Annotated in this window: 19 protein-coding genes; 5 read left to right on the top strand and 14 right to left on the bottom strand. The window is 66.5% G+C overall.

From position 1 onward, the window contains the following. The first annotated feature begins 57 nt into the window (after window positions 1–57). Window positions 58–861 (top strand): hypothetical protein, encoded by an 804-nt coding sequence (locus tag AGI3411_RS28465; protein ID WP_244240471.1) that lies wholly within the window; start codon window positions 58–60, stop codon window positions 859–861. A gap of 276 nt (window positions 862–1,137) precedes the next feature. Further along, complete coding sequence (locus AGI3411_RS28460) at window positions 1,138–2,193, top strand: RNA methyltransferase (RefSeq protein ID WP_129530660.1); 1,056 nt, start codon at window positions 1,138–1,140, stop codon at window positions 2,191–2,193. Window positions 2,194–2,293: 100 nt separating this feature from the next. Here AGI3411_RS28460 and AGI3411_RS28455 read toward each other — a convergent pair whose 3' ends face one another. Then, complete coding sequence (locus tag AGI3411_RS28455) at window positions 2,294–3,049, bottom strand: SDR family NAD(P)-dependent oxidoreductase (protein WP_129530659.1); 756 nt, start codon at window positions 3,047–3,049, stop codon at window positions 2,294–2,296. A 151-nt stretch (window positions 3,050–3,200) separates the two neighbouring features. Between AGI3411_RS28455 and AGI3411_RS28450 the strand changes: the two genes are divergently transcribed. After that, entirely contained in the window at window positions 3,201–4,175 is a 975-nt protein-coding gene (locus AGI3411_RS28450; RefSeq protein ID WP_244240470.1) for an AraC family transcriptional regulator, read from the top strand. Window positions 4,176–4,307: 132 nt separating this feature from the next. Here the strand turns inward: AGI3411_RS28450 and AGI3411_RS28445 are convergent, their stop codons facing one another. The 11 genes from AGI3411_RS28445 to AGI3411_RS28395 form a co-directional block, all read right to left on the bottom strand. After that, entirely contained in the window at window positions 4,308–5,147 is an 840-nt protein-coding gene (locus AGI3411_RS28445) for a ParB N-terminal domain-containing protein (RefSeq protein ID WP_129530658.1), read from the bottom strand. A gap of 57 nt (window positions 5,148–5,204) precedes the next feature. Beyond that, window positions 5,205–5,816, bottom strand: a complete 612-nt coding sequence (locus AGI3411_RS28440) for an LON peptidase substrate-binding domain-containing protein (protein WP_129530657.1) — start codon at window positions 5,814–5,816, stop codon at window positions 5,205–5,207. Window positions 5,817–5,825: 9 nt separating this feature from the next. Next, the gene (locus AGI3411_RS28435; RefSeq protein ID WP_129530656.1) at window positions 5,826–6,233 is read right to left on the bottom strand and encodes a carboxymuconolactone decarboxylase family protein; all 408 of its coding nucleotides are present in this window, start codon (window positions 6,231–6,233) and stop codon (window positions 5,826–5,828) included. Window positions 6,234–6,351: 118 nt separating this feature from the next. After that, window positions 6,352–6,987, bottom strand: coding sequence for an ANTAR domain-containing response regulator (locus tag AGI3411_RS28430; protein WP_129530655.1), 636 nt, complete (start codon window positions 6,985–6,987; stop codon window positions 6,352–6,354). Window positions 6,988–6,989: 2 nt separating this feature from the next. Then, window positions 6,990–8,144, bottom strand: coding sequence for a transporter substrate-binding domain-containing protein (locus tag AGI3411_RS28425; RefSeq protein ID WP_129530654.1), 1,155 nt, complete (start codon window positions 8,142–8,144; stop codon window positions 6,990–6,992). Between the two features lie 44 nt (window positions 8,145–8,188). Then, window positions 8,189–8,902 (bottom strand): ABC transporter ATP-binding protein, encoded by a 714-nt coding sequence (locus AGI3411_RS28420; protein WP_129530653.1) that lies wholly within the window; start codon window positions 8,900–8,902, stop codon window positions 8,189–8,191. After that, entirely contained in the window at window positions 8,899–10,716 is a 1,818-nt protein-coding gene (locus AGI3411_RS28415; protein ID WP_129530652.1) for an ABC transporter permease subunit, read from the bottom strand. The genes AGI3411_RS28420 and AGI3411_RS28415 overlap by 4 nt, the downstream gene beginning before the upstream one ends. Continuing rightward, window positions 10,709–11,542 carry a branched-chain amino acid ABC transporter permease gene (locus AGI3411_RS28410; RefSeq protein WP_129530651.1) on the bottom strand — a complete coding sequence of 278 codons (834 nt, stop codon included), beginning with the start codon at window positions 11,540–11,542 and terminating at the stop codon, window positions 10,709–10,711. The genes AGI3411_RS28415 and AGI3411_RS28410 overlap by 8 nt, the downstream gene beginning before the upstream one ends. Window positions 11,543–11,585: 43 nt before the next feature. Further along, window positions 11,586–12,752, bottom strand: a complete 1,167-nt coding sequence (locus AGI3411_RS28405; RefSeq protein WP_129530650.1) for a substrate-binding protein — start codon at window positions 12,750–12,752, stop codon at window positions 11,586–11,588. Between the two features lie 35 nt (window positions 12,753–12,787). Next, complete coding sequence (locus AGI3411_RS28400; RefSeq protein ID WP_208748196.1) at window positions 12,788–13,672, bottom strand: nitrilase family protein; 885 nt, start codon at window positions 13,670–13,672, stop codon at window positions 12,788–12,790. Between the two features lie 237 nt (window positions 13,673–13,909). Continuing rightward, a complete protein-coding gene (locus AGI3411_RS28395) occupies window positions 13,910–14,254 on the bottom strand; it encodes a GFA family protein (RefSeq protein WP_129530649.1) in 345 nt (114 codons plus the stop codon). Between the two features lie 94 nt (window positions 14,255–14,348). Here AGI3411_RS28395 and AGI3411_RS28390 point away from each other — a divergent pair, with 94 nt between their 5' ends. Together AGI3411_RS28390 and AGI3411_RS28385 are read left to right on the top strand one after the other, a co-directional pair. Then, window positions 14,349–14,777, top strand: a complete 429-nt coding sequence (locus AGI3411_RS28390; RefSeq protein ID WP_129530648.1) for a VOC family protein — start codon at window positions 14,349–14,351, stop codon at window positions 14,775–14,777. Window positions 14,778–14,812: 35 nt separating this feature from the next. Beyond that, the gene (locus tag AGI3411_RS28385; RefSeq protein WP_129530647.1) at window positions 14,813–16,252 is read left to right on the top strand and encodes an MFS transporter; all 1,440 of its coding nucleotides are present in this window, start codon (window positions 14,813–14,815) and stop codon (window positions 16,250–16,252) included. A gap of 39 nt (window positions 16,253–16,291) precedes the next feature. On the opposite strand, the gene AGI3411_RS28380 is transcribed toward AGI3411_RS28385, so the two are convergent. Both AGI3411_RS28380 and AGI3411_RS28375 read right to left on the bottom strand, forming a co-directional pair. Continuing rightward, on the bottom strand, window positions 16,292–17,485 hold the full coding sequence (locus AGI3411_RS28380) for a M20 aminoacylase family protein (protein ID WP_129530646.1): 1,194 nt from the start codon (window positions 17,483–17,485) through the stop codon (window positions 16,292–16,294). Between the two features lie 60 nt (window positions 17,486–17,545). Next, the gene (locus AGI3411_RS28375; RefSeq protein WP_244240469.1) at window positions 17,546–18,532 is read right to left on the bottom strand and encodes a Bug family tripartite tricarboxylate transporter substrate binding protein; all 987 of its coding nucleotides are present in this window, start codon (window positions 18,530–18,532) and stop codon (window positions 17,546–17,548) included. Between the last annotated feature and the right edge of the window lie 229 nt (window positions 18,533–18,761).

The following is an 18,761-nucleotide window of genomic DNA, read 5'->3' as shown; positions in this document are numbered from 1 at the left end:
CTTCGACCATCGGTCGATGAGCCGAAGCAATGGCCCGCTATCGATTCGGGGTATGTAATGAACACAGCTTTGATTAGGTTCGCCGTCATGGTTGCGGTCGCTAGCGTATCGGTAGCGATCTCTCTGGAAGTGTCAGCTCAAACAGGCGCCGCCGACTCTGCGGCGCAGGCCAACAATCCGCTGGCCAATATGACGGCCTTCAACATCCAGAACTATTACATCGGCAGGCAGACGGAATCCGGCGATACCGCCAACCAGTTCTGGCTGCGTTATGCCCAACCATTCTCCATATCCAAAAGCAATTGGCTGATGCGGGCCTCGCTCCCTGTGAATACGTTCCCAGTGGACAACAGCCACAAGACGGGCATTGGTGACTTGAATATCTTCACTGCCTATCTCATAGATACCGGGAACCCCGCCGTCAGCTTTGGCATTGGGCCGCAGATCACTGCGCCTACGGCGACCAAGAAAGAGGTGGGCAGCGAAAAGTGGTCGGCCGGCCTGGTCAACGTATTGTTCGATGCCAGTTCACCGAAGTTCCAGTACGGCTATCTGCTGTCTTGGCAGAGCAGCTTTGCCGGTTCCAGCCGACGCGAAGACGCGAACTTGGTCGCCTTGCAGCCTTTCGCGATGTATCAGCTCGGTGGTGGCACCTATCTGCGCGCGGCGCCGGTCTGGACTTACAACTTGAAGAACGATGGGTATAGCGTGCCGCTGGGGATAGGGATCGGCCAGGTCTTTAAACGTCAGAAGACCGTCTACAACCTATTTTTTGAGCCTCAGTTTGCCGTAGCAAGTCGGGGCCCGGGACAGCCCGATTGGCAGATCTACATGGGTTTGAATATGCAGTTTCCGAATTAACGTGACGCTTCCGTGTGCCCGACGCGGCTGAATTCGCAGGCGAGTTGCCAATATGCGGCGCGGTGGTGGCCGATATAGGCCGGGGCCGTGCGTTTCGCATTTGTGCGCTGATCACTTTAGGTTTAGCAAACTCTCGGCCGTAGGGGCCAGCGACCGTTCCTGGCCGATAAGAGACCACGCAGCAGTTATCGACCTTCAAAATCTCCGCAATAGTCGCCAGCGAGACCACCTACCCTCCGGCAGTCCGTTCCAGGCACAGGATAAAATGCGCCCCCCATGCGCTACTCCGACTTCGACCAACGCCTCGCCGCTTTCGGCGCCCTGCCCGTCCATCGTGGCCGGGTCCTGCGCGTCTGGCTGAAAGGGCAAGCGCTCGACACCGGCACGCGGCGGCGTAGCGCCGAGCACTTTCTGCCTTTGGCGCTGCGCGACGCCGTGCCCACCTTGACGGCGGAACTGGACGGCCTCGCCCGCATCCGCTCCGAACACGCCGGCAACGACGGCTCACGCTTGCTCGTGGAACTTGCCGACGGGCAGATGGTGGAAAGCGTGCTGTTGCCGCGCGACGGGCTCTGCGTCTCCACCCAGGTCGGCTGCGCGGTCGGCTGCCGCTTCTGCATGACCGGCAAGAGCGGCCTGATCCGCCAGGTCACCAGCATGGAAATCCTGGCCCAGGTCGTGCTGGCGCGGCGTCTGCGCGCGGTGAAGAAAGTCGTTTTCATGGGCATGGGTGAACCGGCGCACAACCTCGACAACGTGCTCGAAGCCATCGACCTGCTCGGCACCGAAGGCAATATCGGCCACAAGAATCTCGTGTTCTCCACCGTGGGCGACGTGCGCGTGTTCGAGGCCCTGCCGCGACAACGCGTCAAGCCCGCGCTGGCACTGTCGCTGCACACGACCAAGGCCGAACTGCGCGCAGACCTGCTGCCGCGCGCGCCGAAAATTGCGCCGGAAGAACTGATCGAACTGGGCGAGAGATACGCGCGCGACACCGACTATCCGATCCAGTACCAATGGACGCTGCTCAAGGGCATCAACGACGGCGACGATGAACTCGATGGCGTCGTGCGTCTGCTCAAGGGCAAGTACGGCGTGCTCAACGTCATCCCCTTCAATAGCCTTGAAGGGGATGACTACCAGCGCCCCGATACCGAGCGCATCCGCGAGATCGTCCGCTCCCTGCAAAGCCGGGGCGTGCTGACCAAGGTGAGAAATAGCGCCGGGCAGGATGTGGATGGAGGCTGTGGGCAGTTGCGCGCTCGGGCCGTTGGCGCGGAGCAGGTGGTCGAACTGCGCAGAAAGCGCACTGCAAGGCCGGAAATCGCCTAAGCCAGGACCATCCGCCCCTGGCTGGGAGCAAGCTTTCCGAGACTTCTGATCTCGACCCGTTGCAGTTCTTCGCTTCGCCGAACTCTGACACGGTGCGCACCTAAATCGATTGACCGCCGGAGACTTCGATGCGTTGGCCATTGACCCAACGGTTGTCCGGGCCTAGCAGGCTGGCGATCATCGGGCCGATGTCATCGGGCACACCCACTCGGCCAAGCGCGGTCATATTGGCAAAGGCGTCGTTGTAGTCCTGGATGTCACGCACCGCGCCACCCAGGAAATCGGTCTCGATCGCGCCCGGGGCAACGACATTTGCAGTAATGCCGCGACTGCCCAGCTCCTTGGCCAGATACACGGTGAGCGTCTCCACCGCGCCTTTCGCGGCAGCGTAGGCCGAGAAACCAGGAAAGGACACGCGGGTCAAGCCCGACGAGAAGTTGACGATGCGTCCGCCATCGGCCAAAACCGGCAGCAAGGACTGCGTCAGGAAAAACACCCCTTTGACGTGAACGTCGAACAGCGCGTCGAATTGCGCTTGCGTAGTGGCGGAGAAGTCCGCCATCTCGCCATGTCCGGCGTTGTTGATGAGATGGTCAAGCACATCGCGGCCCCAGGTGTCTTTGAGTGCCGCGCGCACCGCAATCACGAAGCCTGGGAAAGACGACGTTTTGCCGGTATCCAGTTGCAGCGCGACAGCCTTGCGGCCGAGCGCCTGGATGTCAGCCACGACGGCATCCGCGGCGTCCTTGCCATCGCGATAGGTGACGATCACGTCGCCGCCACGGCGGGCAATGCTCAACGCGGTGTTGCGGCCAAGACCCCGGCTGGCGCCGGTCACAAGAGAAACGGTTGTCATGAAAAAGCTCCCGAGTGGGTGAGCTTTGATCTTAGGAAGCATGGGCACTTGCAGGTTGCCCGATTGTTTTGATTTCTTGCCCGATTATTTTGCCCAAGCCGATTCAGGCTCGAATGGTGCTATGTTTATCCGCGGTAAAGCCTATATTTAGTTGCGTGAAGATATGAAAGAAATTGCCCGATCCTATGAAGACCCCCACACGGAGGCCGATATTCCCGGGCATGGCGAACTGACCGAGGCCCTGCTGCGGGTGGCGCGGCAATATGCCGACGCGCGTTTCAATGGCGAAGGCGTCGCATCCACCCCCATTAACGGAATGTTCATCCTGCGCGAAACCGCGCCCTCTCCGTTGCAGTACGCCATCACCAAACCACTGGTGGCCCTGGTGCTGCAAGGCGGCAAGCGCGTAAGCATGGGCAGCCGCAGTTTCACTTTTGGCGCGGGCGAGTCCTTGCTGATCACGATGGACGTGCCGACGGTGAGCCAGGTCACCGCAGCCAGCGCGGCCGCGCCCTACTATTCGCTGGTCATGGAACTGGATGCCGCGGTGATCACCGAATTGGTCGGCGAAATGGGAGAGTCGCCGATACTGCCGGATATCCCTGTGCGGGTGAGCCGGACGGAAGAGGAAGTCGCGGAAGCGGCATTGCGCCTGCTCAAGCTGCTAGACAGGCCGCAATCGCTGGCAGTGTTGGGCCGCCAGTTGGTGCGCGAGCTGCATTACTGGTTGCTGTCGGGGCGGCATGGCGGCGCCATTCGCGTACTCGGCGTGTCCGATAGCCATAGCCGGCGGATTGCGCGGGCCGTCGAGATGATCAGGGCCGGATATGCCCAGTCCTTGCGCATCGAAACGCTTGCCAAGGTCGCAGGCATGAGCTTGTCAGTGTTTCATACGCATTTCCGCAATATCACCACGCTGACCCCGCTGCAGTTCCAGAAGCAGCTTCGATTGCTGGAAGCACGACGGCGCATGCTTGCCGAAGGCGCCGCAATCGGCGTCGCCGCCCACGGCGTCGGCTATGAAAGCGTGACGCAGTTCACCCGGGAATATGCGCGGATGTTCGGGCAGCCTCCGGCTCGCAACATCCGTGAAATGCGCACGCTGGCGCAATCGGCCACTCCCTGAGCCGCGACGGGCCACAGTAAACAGGTGTCATTCGATCACGCGAGAAAGAGGTGTCGGGCTACGAATTCGCGGCCCCGGGGTAGCGCCTTTGTAGCCCGGCACCTCTTTTGAAACGCGTCTGTCTTTGTCCCTTCAATCATCCCCTCCCCCCGCCCCACTCCGCGCCTCCGCCAGCGCCACCGTCAAATGCATCACCTTTTTCTTCAACTGATCCCGCTCGTCCGTCAGCCGGGTCAGCAGTTCGCGCAACCGCGCCACCTCCGCCGGCAAATCAGCAATGTTCTCAATAGGAATATCCGGCACGGCTTCGCGCGGCGGCGGCGCCTTGGCCTGGCGGACTTCCCGCGCAGCCTGCTGTAGTTCCTTCCTGCCGCCAGCCACGGCCGCAGCCTGGCGTTCAGGCGGCAACGTCGCCACTGCCGCCGCCGCATTGATGGAAATGGCGCCATCCTTGACCGCCCGCACCAGTTCCGGCGCGGCAGCCTTCTGGATCTTCTCGATCTGCCCCAACGTATTGCTGCTGATGCGCGCCGCCCGGGCCAGGGCCTGGCGGCTCAGCGCCTGGGACACGGGTGTGGCAGGCAGCGGCGGCGGGTCGCCGGAGTCTTCGTCCCAGGGGGGATCATCGGGAGCCGGGGCGGAGGCGGTGCGGGCTTGCAGGATTTCTTTCTTGCGCAGGGCGAGCACGCCGCGCTGGAAGTCCGACACGCTGCGGCGGCCCAGGTGGTTCTCGATCATCCAGAGGTGCACGTCCTCCATGGATTTGAAGGAGGTGTTCTGGCGGGTCTCGAAGGGGATTCCGTGCTTCATGCAGAGCGCATGGCGGTTGTGGCCGTCGACCAGCAGGTCGCCCCACAGCACCAACGCGTCGCGGCAGCCTTCGGCCAGCAGGCTGCGCTCCAGCGCTTCGCGCTCGTCGTCGGTCAAGGGGTCTATATAGGCGCGCAGGCCCTCGTCTATCCTGATTTCCATGGTGTCCAAATACGGTTACGCCCGGGCCCTGCACTCACTAGGCCCCTTGCACAAGCACTACGCCAGCCCCTGCCCCCGCAGCACGTCCTGGACTGCCGCCAGCCGCGCCACCGGATCGGTCATGGCGAGTAAGGTGGCCTTGTCGTCGGGCGGCAAGGGTAGCAGCTCGCACCAGCGGTCGGCGACCCAACCGCTGTCGTCGAGCCGGAACGGCGGGCCCAAGGGCATTCTTTCAGGGGGCACGCCGTCTTGCTGCCATTGGGCCACCAGCCGGCCCAGGGCGTCGGCGCTGGCCTGCATGGTTTCCGGCACGGGCATGGGCGGGTCGTCGGGGATGGGTTCGGCCTGGCCCATCCACAGGCCGTATTTTGCCACCTCGCTGGACAGCAGCCGGAAACGGCTGGTTCCCACGCAGCGCAGTTCCAGCAGCGCCGGCATGGGCGCGTCCCAGGCGTCGATGCGGGCCATGGTACCTACGGGCGCCAGGGTCTCGACGCCTTCCGGGGTGCGGACCTCGTTGCCCGAGAGCAGGCCGACCACGCCGAATTCGCTGCCGTCGGCGATGCATCGCCGGATCATGTCCAGGTAGCGCACTTCGAAGATGCGCAGGTGCAGCACCCCGGCGGGGAACAACGCGTTGGAGAGGGGAAATAGCGGAATCAGCGACATGGCCGCCTCCTATTTCACAATGAAGGCCTCGTCGACGGGCACCTGCATGGCGGTGACCAGCGCGTTGGTCTGCGCGGCCATGCCGATCACCCCCAGCAGCTCGGCATGCTGGCCGTCCGTCATACCCTTGGCGCGGGCGGCGGCGGTGTGGGAGTGGATGCAGTAGGTGCAGCCGTTGGCGGTGGACACGGCAATGTAGATCATTTCGCGCATCAGGGGCGAGAGTTCGCCCTCGGCCATCATGACCTGCTTGAGCTGCCCCCAGACGCGCTCCAGCTGCGGCGGGTCATTGGCCAGGGCGCGCCAGAAATTGTTGACGAAATCCGACTTGCGCGTGGCCCGGATGTCCTCGAATACCGCCCAGGCGCGCGGCACCTCGCGCACTTCCTCGTCCGACAGCAATCGCACCGTTGTCATGACCGCTCGCTCCATCCATGAACCCGTAGACGCGGAAGAACCGCAACGGTTCGTCCGCACAGACTGTCATTGGACTGGAAACCGGCCGCCCGTTCAAGCGCCAGGATCGCGGCGCGCCCTAGCCGGTGTTGGCCGGTCCCGGGCGGGAACCGCCCAGGCCCAGTTTTTCCATGGCTTCGCTGGCGTCGACGATCATGGCGGCCACTTCCGCCACGCTGACGCGCAGGCGCGTCGCGCGGCCGCGCATGTGCTCGTAGGCTTCGCGCTCGTCCAGGCGCTGGTGGTCCATCAGCACGCGGATGGCTTTTTCGATGACGCGCCGAGACTTGATGGTGCTTTCCAGTTTGTCGATCTTGTTCTGCTGACGCTGCTGGAACATCCGGGCGGAACGCGCCAGCACCAGGGTGCTGAGGATGCCGGCGGAGCGGAACGGCCGGGTCAGCACGCCGTGGGCGTTGGTCTTGAGGAGCTGCTTGAGCGTGGTGGGGGTTTCGTATTCGGATAAGGCGATCAGGGTGGCCTCGACTTCGCTGGCGGTCCAGGCGGCGCTGTTGCGGCCGCATTGCGATACCTGGAAGAACACCACGTCCGCGCCCGCCGGGGGGTATTCGGGGAACGGCCAGCGCAGATGGATGCGGCAGCCGATGCGCTTGAGCTGTTCGACCAGCAGGTCGCGGTCTTCGCCGGGCGGGTACACCACGGCGACCGCCACGCTGCGCAGGTCCTCGTAGAGGCGGCGTAGGCTATGGTCCATGCTCATTTCAACCAGAACTCGTCCAGGCCGAACGCCGTCAGGTAGGGGTCCGGCTTTACCGGCACGCCGCTTTCCCAAACGATATCGAAGCTGCCGTCCGGCCGGCACACCCCGATGCGGGGCGTCAGCACGCAGTGGTTGTTCTCGGCCAGGATGGCCAGGCGCCCGTCCGGCGCGTCGAACTCCACCGTATGCACCGCCTGCACCAGCTTGCGGGTGTCCAGCGCGCCCACGCGCTGCAGGGCGCGCGCGAACAGGTGCATCTGGCTGTAGGAAGTTTCCGCGTACACGTTGGCGGGGCGGTCGCCGAAGCGCTCGCGCCAGCGCGCCAGGAAATGCGCGTTGCCTGGCGTGGCCACCGTATTGAAATAGGTGGCTGCGGTGATGTGCCCGGCGCACAGCGCCGGCCCGACCTCGGCCACCTCGGCTTCGGTCATCGTGAGGCTGGCGATGGGGATGCTGGCCGCGGCCAGGCCGGCCTCGTGGTAGCGCTGGTAGAAGCGCTGGGCGTCCGAGCCGATCAGCGTGGAGAACACCACGTCGGGCCGAATGCGGGCGATGTCTTTGACCACTTCGAGGATGTCGCTGTCGTCGCAGTCCAGCGGCAGGTAGGTTTCGTCGAGGATTTCGCCACCGTGTTCCTCCACGGTTTCGCGCATGATGCGGTTGGTTTCGCGCGGATAGATGTAGTCCGCGCCCACCAGGAAGATGCGCGAGCCGCAGTGCTGGATCAGGTAGGCCGCCAACTGCATGCTGCCCTGGTTGGGTGCGGCGCCGGTGTAGATGACGTTGGGCGAATACTCGAAGCCTTCGTAGACCGAGGCGTACCAGAGCAGCGAATTGCTGCGCTCCACCACGGGCAGGATGGCCTTGCGGCAATGCGAGGTGCAGCCGCCGAAGATCACGTTGACCTCGTCGTCCAGCAGCAGCCTGGCCGCCAGGCGACGGTATTCCTCGCAGTCGCTGCGGGGGTCGTAGGCCACCGGCTCCAGCGGACGGCCGAGCACCCCGCCCAGGGCGTTGATTTCCTCCACGGCCAGCACCGTGCCGAAGAAATGCTGCGATTCCGTCGTGCCGCTGACGCCGCTGCGCGAATACAGCACGCCGATGCGCCAGCCGGGGCCGGCGGCGCCGGCCGGGGTCACGGGCGGGGCCATGGGAAGGATCCTGGACGGCGGTTCGGCATCATGCGGGTTCTGGCTCATACCTTCAGATGGTCAATGATATGGCCTGCGGCGTCCGGCGCGCCAGCCTCGCCTTCGTCGACGATGGCGCCCTGCTTGAGCACCAGGTACCTGTCCGCCACCCGCAGCGCAAATGCTACGTTCTGCTCCACGATGAACATGCTGGTGCCGCGCCGCTCGCGCTCCCAGTTGAGCGCGCCGGCCAGCCGTTCAATCACCGAGGGCTGCAGCCCTTCCGTGATTTCGTCCAGCAGCAGCAACGCCGGCCGCTGCATCAGGCCGCGCGCCACCAGCAGCATTTTCTGCTCGCCGCCCGACAGGGTGCCGGCATGCTGGCGCAGGCGGGAGGCGAACACCGGGAACAGTTCGGCGATCTCTTCGAAGCGCTCGTCGAACAGGCTGTCGCGCGCCAAGCCCAGGCGCAGGTTGTCGCGGATGCTCAAATCGGGAAACAGCGGCTGTTCCTGCGCCGCGTAGGCCACACCGCAGCGCGCCACTTCATGCGGCCGCAAGCGGGTGGCGTCCACCTCCCCCAACCGGACCCGGCCGCGCAGCTTGGGCAGATAGCCCATGACGGTCTTGAGCAGCGTGCTCTTGCCCATCCCGTTCTTGCCCAGCAGCGCCGCGCAGGCGCCCCGGGGCACCGACAGCGACACGTCGTTGAGCACCATCGATGCCTTGTAGCCGCTGGATACGCCTTCCAGGCGCAATGCCGGCGCAACGCTCGTCATTGTTCCGCTCCTTGCGCGGACGGCGCGCCGCCCGCATAGATGGTCCGCACCAGCTCCGATTCCGTCACGTCGCGGAAGCTGCCGTCCATGACGATGCGCCCCTGATGCAGCACCACGATGCGCGTCGCCACCTCGGCCACGAAATCCAGGTCGTGTTCTACCAGCAGGCAGCACAGGCCGTAGCGGCGGGCCAGCGACGAGAGCACTGCGCCGATCTGCGTGCGCTCGGCCTTGCTCAGGCCCGCCGTGGGTTCGTCCAGCAGGACGACGCGCGGCTCCAGCGCCAGCACCATGGCCAGCTCCAGGGCCTGCTGCTGGCCGTGGGACAGGTCGCGAGCCACGCTGTCCAGGCGCTGGTCCAGGCCGGTCATGCGCAGCACCTCCAGCGCGTAGGACGGCAGCGCCAGCGCGGGCGCCCAGCGCCGCCAGGACGGCGCTTCCCGCAAGGTGGTGGCGATGCGCAGGCTTTCCGCCACCGTCATGGTGTCGAACACGTTGGCGTTCTGGAACTTGCGCCCCAGCCCGTAGCGCACGCAGCGCGCGGGATCGTCCCCGCGCACGGCGTGGCCGCACAGCTCGACCCGCCCCTCGGAACGTTCGGCGCCGTCGGCGATGCAGCGCATCAATGTGGTCTTGCCCGCGCCGTTCGGCCCGATCAGGCCCACCAGTTCACCGCCGCGGGCCTGCAGGTCGATGCCTTCCAGCACCTTCAGGCTGCCGAAGCGCTTGGCCACGCCCGCCAGTTGCAGCGCCGCCTGCCCGGCGCCGGGCGCGGCGGCCTGCCCTGCCCGTTCCGTCAGCGCCGGCACGGGCGCCGCGGCCCGGTGCCGCCGCCATGGCGCCAGCAGCAGCGGCAGCAGGCCGCGCGGCAGCAGCAGGATCACCACGATGAAGGTGACGCCCAGCAGCAACTGCCACACGAACGGCATATTGCCGCTCAGGTACGACCCCGCCACATTGATGAGGATGGCGCCCAGCACCGGGCCCCAGATGGTGCCGCGCCCGCCCAGCGCCACCCAGATGATGAGTTCCGTGCCGAAGACGAAACCCGTCAGCTCCGGAGCCACGACGCCGCTGAAGGCTCCGTAGCCGAAGCCCGCCAGGCTGGCGATGACGCCGCAGACCGCCAGCAGCAGGATGCGCCAGCGGGCCGTGTTCAGGCCCAGGTAGCTGCAGCGCGCCTCGTTGTCGCGCAGCGCCACCAGGATGCGGCCGCCGTCGCTGCGCGCGGCCACCCAGGCCAGCAGCGCCACGGCCGACAGGCCGCCCGCCGCAATCACGTACCAGGCCTCCAGCGACAGGTCGAAGGTCTCGTAACCCGTCAGCCCCGAGGACGACCCCGTCCAGGTGCCGCCCGACAGCACGAGCTGGGTCAGCACGATGGGCAGCACCAGCGAGATCACCGTGGCGAAGAACGGCGAGGCGCCCCGGTAGAACGACAGCCAACCGGTGACCAGGGCCAGCGCGGCGGCCACCCCGACCGCCGCCAGCGCGGCGAGTCCCGCGGTGGCTGGCGAGAAGCCGTAATGCGTGAACGCCAGGCCCGCCGCGTACGCGCCCACGCCGAAGAACGTCGACTGCCCGAAGGTCAGGTAGCCGGTATAGCCCCACAAGATGTCCACCGTGACGGCGGCCACCGCGAAGAACAGCGCCTTGATCAGCACGTTGAGCAGGTAGGTGTCGAACAGCCAGGGGCCGGCGGCCGTCAGGGCCAGGCACAGGCCGGCCAGCCACAGCAGGTCGCGGGAGCGCGAGGCCCGGCGCGCCGCCGCGGCGGCTTGCGGCGCGGGTTGGACAAGCAACGTATCAGTCATGAGCGAATCCTTGCGGACGCAGGCGCAGCGTCAGCGCCGCCAGCACCGCGATCGTGACGCCTCCCAGGATCGGGCTGACCAGCACGCTGACCAGCACCTGGCAAGCGCCGTAGACCAGGCAGGTCAGCAGCAGCGCGGTGATCGAATGCCCTGAAACCATCACCAGCATGAAGGCGCTGATCAGCCAAGCCAGCCCCATGTTCGGGTCCACGCTGGATAGCGGCGTGATCAGCGCGCCGGCCAGCGCGCCGAGGCCGGCGCCCAGGCCGAAGGTGATGAAGCGGATACGCTCGGCGTTGATGCCCAGGCCGCGCGCCAGGTTCTCGTTCATGATCACCGCCCGCGTCCGCACGCCGAAGCGCGTGCCGTTGAGCAGCAGCAGCGTGGCCCCGTACACCAGCAGCGCCGCGGGGATCAACAGCAGCCGGTAGGCCGAGTAGTCGGTGCCCAGGAACGCCACCGCGCCCTTGACCGGCGCATCGGCGAACTGCACCTCGCGGCCGAAGGCCATGGTGATCAGTTGCCCGATCACGATGCCCAGGCCCCAGGTGGCCAGGATGGCGTCCAGCGGCCGCTTGTACAGCGGCCGCACGATCAGCCGTTCCACGCCCACCCCCACCGCCGCGCCCACGGCCAGCGCGAGGGGCAGCGCCAGCCATGGGTTCAGGCCCAGTTGCGTCACGACCAGGCTGGCGTAGCTGCCCAGCGTGATGATGGCGCCGTGCGCGAAATTGACGATCTTCATGACGCCGAAGATGATCATCAGCCCGGCCGTCACGATGAACAGCATGGCCGCGGTGCTCAGGATGTCCAGCAGCAATCCCATCGGGGTCTCCTTTGCCGCCCGCCAAGCGGGCGGCGCGCATACGCTACTTCAGGTCGGGGCACTGCGCGCCCGGGTCCACCTTGTCGAAAGACTGCAGGATGCGGATGGACCCGTCCTGCTGCACCTGGCCCAGGCGCATGGTCAGGGCCGCGTGCCGCTGGCGGTCCATCCGCACCGGGCCGCGCGGGCCGTCCACCTGCACCTCGCTCAGCGCCTGCACCACCTTCGCGGGGTCGGTGCCGCCGGCCTTCTCGACCGCGGCCTTGTACAGGAAGAACCCTTCGTACTGGGCGGCCGAGAATTCGTTGGCCGTCTTGGCCTGGCCGCCGAACTTCGTCTTCAAGCCATCCAGGAACTTGCGGTTCTGCGGCGTATCGATGCTGGTGAGATAGGACGACGACATGTACATGCCCGCCGCGGTGTCGCCCATGGTCTTGGCCGTGCCCTCGTCGATGGCCAGGTTGCCGTAGGGCATGGTCAGGCCGGCGGCCTGGATCTGCTTGGCCAGGCTGACGTTGGGGCTGCCGCCCGCCGTCGAGCTGATCAGCGCGTCGGGCTGGGCCGACCGGACCTTGGACACAATGGCCGTCCAGTCCGAACCGTCGATGGGCAGGTATTCCTCGCCCACCACTTTGCCGCCCTGCTTCTCGATGTATTCCCGCGTGAACTTCAGCATGCCCCGGCCGAACGCGTAGTCGCTGCCGATCAGGAAGAAGGTCTGGGCCTGGCGCGTCTTCATGAAGTGGTCCACCACCGGCGCGACCTGCTGCTCGGGCACCCAGCCGCTCACGTGCATCCAGCGGTTGCACGAGCGGCCTTCATAGAAAGAGGTGTAGATGTACGGGATCTTGCCGCGCGCGATGATGGGCAGCGCCGCGTTGCGCGCCGCGCTGGTCTCCATGGCGATGACGGCGTCCACCTTCTTCTGGAACACCAGGGTGTCGTAGGCCTTTTGCGCGCCGACCGCGCCGGAGGCGTCGTCGGCGATCTCCAGTTCGATCCGGCGGCCCAGGATGCCGCCGGCAGCATTGATCTCGTCGGCGGCCAGCTGCGACGCCTGCACCACGCCGGGCGCCACTACGCTGTTGGCGCCCGACAGGCCCACGGGCACGCCGATCCGCAAAGGCTCCGCGGCATGCGCGGCGGCGCCGCCGGACAACAGCGCCGCGAAGGACAATCGGGCAAGAAAACTGCGGGACGGGAATTTCATGGTTTTCTCCTTGGGGCTCGGCTATCCGCCGTTGTTCAGCGCTGCGCGGGCGCATCCGCCGCGCCCAGCCGCTCGTCGTAGACATCGCAGCGCCGGTCGCGCAGCACGTGGTTGAACGCGTTCAATTGCCGCCCGCGGCGCGCGGTCTTCAGGTCGACGGCTGCAAGCAGAATCTCCTCACGGTCGGCGCTGGCCGGACCCGCCGCGGTCCAGCCCTGGGAACCCACGATCAGGCTGCGTCCCACGAAAGGCTGTCCACGCTCCACGCCGACCCGGTCGGCGCACACCACCGTCAGGCCGTTGCTGTGCGCGCCCGCGATCGCCAGCGCATGCGCCATGGCGGGGCCGTCGGCCGTCTGGCCCGGCATGGGGACCCAGTTGGTCGGCACCGCGACCAGATCCGCGCCTCGCAGCGCGAGCAAACGGTAGACCTCGGGAAACCAGCCGTCGTAGCAGATCGCCACGCCCAGCCGGCCCAATTCGGTATGGAACACCGGCAGGCCCAGGTCGCCCGCTTCGAAATACAGATTCTCGTCGCCCCACAAATGCAGCTTGCGATAGGTGCCGATATAGCCCTGCGGGCCCGCGATCAGCGCCGCGTTGTACAGACGGTCCCCCCAGCGCTCCGCGATCCCCGCCACCAGATAGATACCCAGGCGTTCGGCCAGCGCGATCCAGGCGCGCGAGGACGGGCCCTCCGGCACGGGCTCGGCCAGGGCGTAGGCTTCCTCGCGGCTGTCGAACATGTAGCCGGTGTTGGCCAGCTCGGGCAGCACCACCAGGCGCGCGCCGCGCGCCGCGGCCTCCTCCGCCAGCTCGATGGAGCGCGCCACGTTGGCGGCGACCTCACCGATTGCCGGGGCCATCTGGATGCTGGCCACGCTGATCGCGGGCGCGGGTTGCGGATCTAACGGTTGCATGCGGTCTCCTTCGCGGAAAACAAACGAAAAAGCCCCCGACCACGCAGTGCGTGCAAGTCGGGGGCTGTTATAGCCAGACGAAGTGTTCAGGCAGCAATTATTGCTGCGGGGTGCGGCAAGGGCGCGGAACGCGCCGCGCCGGGATCAATGCTGATCGTGGAAGAATAATAGGGATGCCGCGGCGCCCCGAACAATAAGAGGTTTCCCGGACGGCGCGCCGGGATGCGAGAATAGCGGCTAAACGCTGCGCCCGTCGTACGGAATGCGGGTCAGCGCGTTCAGGTCCACCGTTTCCAGGCAGCGCACGTTCACCGCCGCCGTTTCCTCGCCCGTGGGGCTCGCGCCGAAACCGAAAGGCGCACAGCCGCAATGGGCGCAGAAGTGATGCGAAATCACGTGCTTGTTGAATTTGTAGGTCGACAGGCTGTCCGTGGACGAGGTAATGCGCAGATTCGCCCGCGGCACAAACCACAGCAGATAGCCTTTGCGGCTGCAGTGCGAACAATTGCATTCCAGGGCCTGGGACACATCGCCGTCGACTTCGAATGCGATCCGTCCGCAGTGGCAACTTCCTTTTTGCATGGCCGGGCTCCTTCGGTATCGTGGGTCGGGCTTCCATCATAGAGCGGCGGCCGCGGTTTTGGCACCGCTTCCGTCCACCCTCTACGGAGACATCATGCCCCAACTATCCGCCTACCTCAGCTTTGACGGCAACTGCGCCGAAGCCATGCGCTTCTACGAACATGTGCTGGGCGGGCGGCTGGAGGCCCTGGTCCGCTACGCGGACGCCCCGCCCGATGCCGCTATGCCGCCCCTGTCCGCCGAAGACGCCGGGCGCATCATGCATGCGCGCCTAGGCCTGGACGAACAGACGCTGATGGGCAGCGATGCCACCGCCGGCCATCCCTATTCCGGCAAGCAGGGCGTCGCGCTGTCGCTGGCCTACCCCACGGTATCGGACGCGCAGCGCGTCTTCGACTTGCTGGCCGACGGCGGCAGCATCACCATGCCGCTGCAGAAAACCTTCTGGGCCGAAGCCTACGGCGCGCTGATCGACCGCTACGGCACCCGCTGGATGGTCAGCGGCGGACGCCTGACCCACTGACCCCAACCCAACCCGAACCAGGGAACCTATCTCCGATGACGCATGGAATCCACGGCAAGCAACGCTGGTGGGCACTGCTGGTGCTCTGCCTGGGCGTATTGATGATCGTGCTGGACACCACGATCGTGAACGTCGCCCTCCCCTCGATCCGCCAGGACCTGCGTTTCTCCGAAACCTCTCTCGTCTGGGTGGTCAATGCCTACATGCTGACCTTCGGCGGCTTCCTGCTGCTGGGCGGACGGCTGGGCGACCTGCTGGGGCACCGCCGGATGTTCCTGGCGGGCCTCACGCTCTTCACGCTCGCCTCGCTGGCTTGCGGGCTGGCGCAGAGCCAGGCCCTCCTGATCGGCGCACGCGCGGCCCAGGGCCTGGGCGGAGCGGTGGTATCGGCGGTGTCGCTCTCGCTGATCATGAACCTCTTCACCGAGACCGGCGAACGGGCGCGCGCCATGGGCGTGTACGGCTTCGTCTGCGCGGGCGGCGGCAGCATCGGCGTGCTGCTGGGCGGCCTGCTGACCAGCGCGCTGTCCTGGCACTGGATCTTCCTGGTGAACCTGCCCATCGGCGTGCTGGTCTACGCGCTATGCCTGCGGCTGATCCCGGCCGCGGCCCCCGCCGCCGGCGGCACCCGGCTGGACGTGGCCGGCGCCCTCGCCGTCACGGCGTCCCTCATGCTGGCGGTGTATGCCGTGGTCAACGGCAACGAGGCAGGCTGGACCTCCGCGCAATCGCTGACGCTGCTGAGCGCGGCCGCCTTGCTGATGGTGCTGTTCCTCACCATTGAAGCGCGGGTGCAATCCCCGCTGATGCCGCTGGGGCTGTTCCGCTTGCGCAACGTGGCCACCGCCAACATCGTCGGCGTGCTGTGGGCCGCCGCCATGTTCGCCTGGTTCTTCGTGTCGGCGCTGTACATGCAGCTGGTGCTGGGTTACAGCCCCATGGAAGTCGGCCTGGCGTTCCTGCCGGCCAACCTCATCATGGCGGCGTTCTCGCTGGGCCTGTCGGCCAAGCTGGTGATGCGCTTCGGCATCCGGGCTCCGCTCGCCACGGGCCTGTTCATGGCCGCGCTGGGGCTGGCGCTGTTCTCGCGCGCGCCGGTGGACGGAAGCTTCGCCGCGGACGTGCTGCCGGGCATGCTGCTGCTGGGCCTGGGCGCGGGCGTGGCCTTCAACCCCATGTTGCTGGCGGCGATGAGCGATGTGGAACCCAGCCAATCGGGCCTGGCCTCGGGCGTGGTGAACACCGCTTTCATGATGGGCGGCTCGCTGGGCCTGGCCGTGCTGGCCAGCCTGGCCGCGGCCCGCAGCGCCGCCCTCGCGCAGGCGGGCGCCGCGCCCACAGCGGCCCTTAACGGCGGATATCAGATAACGTTTCTGGCGGGCGCGCTGATCGCGGCGCTGGCGGCGGCCTTGAGCGCGATGCTGCTGCGCTCGCGCAACCGCGATTTGCCGGTGCAGGCGGATACGCCGCATTGAACGGCGCAGGCCGGGCAGACCCGGCCGGGCGGCTCGATGCTATGCGCCGCGCGCCAGCCACTGCTCGGCGAGCCTCACGAAAGCGCTAGACCCGATCGGCAGCAACTCGTCGTTGAAGTCGTAGCTGGTGTTGTGCACCAGGCAGGGGCCCGCGCCGTGGCCGGATTCGCGGTGATCGCCGTCGCCGTTGCCGATGAAGCAATAGCTGCCGGGCACCGCTTCCAGCATGAACGAGAAATCCTCGGCCGCCATGATGGGCGCCTGCGCCAGCACGCGCTCCTGCCCCACCACCGTGGCCAGCGCGCCGCGCATGAAGGCCGTCTCCGCCTCGTGGTTGATGGTCGACGGATAGTGGCGGGTGAAGACGAAGTCGCATTCGGCACCGAACATCTCGGCCACGTGCCGAGCGATTTCGCCCATGCGCCGCTCGATCAGGTCCAGCGTTTCGCGCGTGTACGCCCGCACCGTGCCGCGCATTTCGCAGGTGTCGGCGATCACGTTGACGGCCTCGCCCGCATGCAGCATGGTCACCGAGATCACGGCCGTCTCCACCGGCTTCTTGTTGCGGCTGATGATGGTCTGGAACGCCTCGATCATCTGGCCTGCCACCGGAATCGGGTCGATGGCCAGGTGCGGCATGGCGGCGTGACCGCCCTTGCCGCGTATCGTCACGTGGAATTCGCTGTTGGACGCCAGCACCGGCCCCGGCGACGAGGCGAAGCAACCGACGGGAATGCCCGGCATGTTGTGCATGCCGAACACCGCTTCCATCGGAAACTTCTCGAAGAGGCCATCGCGCATCATCTCGCGGGCGCCGCCGCCGCGCTCTTCCGCGGGCTGGAAGATCAGGTACACGGTGCCGTCGAAGTTGCGGTGGCGGGCCAAATGCTGCGCCGCGCCCAGCAGCATGGCGGTATGGCCGTCGTGGCCGCAGGCGTGCATCACGCCGGCATGCTTGCTGGCATGGCTGAACTGATTCACCTCCTGCATGGGCAGCGCGTCCATGTCGGCGCGCAGCCCGACGGTGCGCGGCGAACTGCCATTGCGGATGACGCCTACCAGGCCGGTCTTGCCGAATCCGCGATGCACGGCGATGCCCCAGCTTTCGAGCAGCTCGCCCACCAGTTGCGACGTGCGGTTCTCCTCGAACGCCAGCTCCGGATGGGCATGGATGTCGCGGCGGATGGCGCGGATGGACGGCGAGTGTTCAACGATGTCTTCGATCAGATTCATAAGGCGATGCCGGCCTCGCTGGCGAGGCCGCGATGAGAGGGTTGCAGGGAAGATGGGAATTCAATCCGGCTTGATGCCCAGCTTGCGCAAAACAGGGCCCGAGGCGTCGCGCTCCGCGGAAACCCGCTGGGCGAAGGCGGCCGCCGCCAGGTGATACGGCAGCGAGCCGTGGCTGGCGTACATCTGCTTGAGCGCGCCATCCTGCTGGGCGCGGCCGATCTCGGCATTGAGCCGCTGCACGATCGCATCAGGCGTGCCTGCCCTGGCCGCGATGCCCAGCCATACGGCGCCCTCGAAACCGTGGAAATTGCGTTCGGCCAGCGTGGGCGCCTTGCCGAAGGCCGCGTCCGGCACCGCCTCGCTGATCGCCAGCGCGCGCAACCGGCCGTCCTTGACCATGGGTTCCACCAGGGCGGTGCCCGCGAAGTACATCTCCGTGTCTCCGGCCAGCACGGAATTCAGCGCGCCGGTGCCCGTCTTGAACGGCACGTGCATGATATCCACCCCGGCCTGTTCGCGCAGCATTTCGAACAGCACGTGCGGCGGGCTGCCGTTGCCGGAGGACGCGTAGTTCAGCTTGCCCGGCTTTTCGCGCGCCAGCGCCAGCAACTGGTCCAGCGACCGGGCCGGCATCTTGTCGTTGACCGTCAGCGCCATCGGAATGATCGCCAGCGGGCTGACCGGTTGCAGGTCGCGCACGGGATCGTAGGTCAGGGCCGGGAAAATATAGGGGTTCCAGACCAGGTGCGCGTTCGTGACCAGCGCCAGCGTGTGGCCGTCCGCGGGCGCGGACTTGAGCTGTTGCATGGCCAGCATGCCGCCGGCGCCTGGCTTGTTCTCCACCACGACGGGCTGCCCCAACGCGCGGTGCAGCCGCTCGGCCAGGGGCCGCGCGAACAGGTCGGGCAGGCTGCCAGGCCCGCCGTTGACCAGGATGGTCACTGGCCGGGCCGGCCAGTCGTCGGCGCGGGCCGAGGGGCTGGCCGCCAGCGCGGCCAGCGCCGCCAGGCAGCCCGCGGCACGCCGGATGTCTTGTAGCCGTATCACTGCTTGTCTCCTGTGCGCCCGCCGCCGGCTTTGTGCCGGTCATCCTGGGCGGCGCCTTTTTCTACGATAAGCAGCAAAAATCTCGGCGTCAATAATTTTTATCGAGATTTTTAACGCGCATGATAAAGTAGCGCATGCTCGACGGTCTCCAACTCCCTCCGCTCGCCCACGCCGCCTCGGCCAACACCCTGGTGGGCGCGGCCTACGTCAGCCTGCGCCGCGACATCAT

Origin of the sequence: Achromobacter agilis (genome assembly GCF_900496965.1) — a bacterium.
GTDB classification, from domain to species: domain Bacteria; phylum Pseudomonadota; class Gammaproteobacteria; order Burkholderiales; family Burkholderiaceae_B; genus Achromobacter; species Achromobacter agilis.
Note: the sequence above shows the minus strand (reverse complement) of the source record. Positions and strands in the feature narration are given on the sequence as shown.

Coding starts and splice junctions, on each gene's coding strand:
- AGI3411_RS28465 (WP_244240471.1), top strand. CDS start 58: ATGAACACAGCTTTGATTAGGTTCGCCGTCATGGTTGCGGTCGCTAGC.
- AGI3411_RS28460 (WP_129530660.1), top strand. CDS start 1,138: ATGCGCTACTCCGACTTCGACCAACGCCTCGCCGCTTTCGGCGCCCTG.
- AGI3411_RS28455 (WP_129530659.1), bottom strand. CDS start 3,049: ATGACAACCGTTTCTCTTGTGACCGGCGCCAGCCGGGGTCTTGGCCGC.
- AGI3411_RS28445 (WP_129530658.1), bottom strand. CDS start 5,147: ATGGAAATCAGGATAGACGAGGGCCTGCGCGCCTATATAGACCCCTTG.
- AGI3411_RS28440 (WP_129530657.1), bottom strand. CDS start 5,816: ATGTCGCTGATTCCGCTATTTCCCCTCTCCAACGCGTTGTTCCCCGCC.
- AGI3411_RS28435 (WP_129530656.1), bottom strand. CDS start 6,233: ATGACAACGGTGCGATTGCTGTCGGACGAGGAAGTGCGCGAGGTGCCG.
- AGI3411_RS28430 (WP_129530655.1), bottom strand. CDS start 6,987: ATGGACCATAGCCTACGCCGCCTCTACGAGGACCTGCGCAGCGTGGCG.
- AGI3411_RS28425 (WP_129530654.1), bottom strand. CDS start 8,144: ATGGCCCCGCCCGTGACCCCGGCCGGCGCCGCCGGCCCCGGCTGGCGC.
- AGI3411_RS28420 (WP_129530653.1), bottom strand. CDS start 8,902: ATGACGAGCGTTGCGCCGGCATTGCGCCTGGAAGGCGTATCCAGCGGC.
- AGI3411_RS28415 (WP_129530652.1), bottom strand. CDS start 10,716: ATGACTGATACGTTGCTTGTCCAACCCGCGCCGCAAGCCGCCGCGGCG.
- AGI3411_RS28410 (WP_129530651.1), bottom strand. CDS start 11,542: ATGGGATTGCTGCTGGACATCCTGAGCACCGCGGCCATGCTGTTCATC.
- AGI3411_RS28405 (WP_129530650.1), bottom strand. CDS start 12,752: ATGAAATTCCCGTCCCGCAGTTTTCTTGCCCGATTGTCCTTCGCGGCG.
- AGI3411_RS28400 (WP_208748196.1), bottom strand. CDS start 13,672: ATGCAACCGTTAGATCCGCAACCCGCGCCCGCGATCAGCGTGGCCAGC.
- AGI3411_RS28395 (WP_129530649.1), bottom strand. CDS start 14,254: ATGCAAAAAGGAAGTTGCCACTGCGGACGGATCGCATTCGAAGTCGAC.
- AGI3411_RS28390 (WP_129530648.1), top strand. CDS start 14,349: ATGCCCCAACTATCCGCCTACCTCAGCTTTGACGGCAACTGCGCCGAA.
- AGI3411_RS28385 (WP_129530647.1), top strand. CDS start 14,813: ATGACGCATGGAATCCACGGCAAGCAACGCTGGTGGGCACTGCTGGTG.
- AGI3411_RS28380 (WP_129530646.1), bottom strand. CDS start 17,485: ATGAATCTGATCGAAGACATCGTTGAACACTCGCCGTCCATCCGCGCC.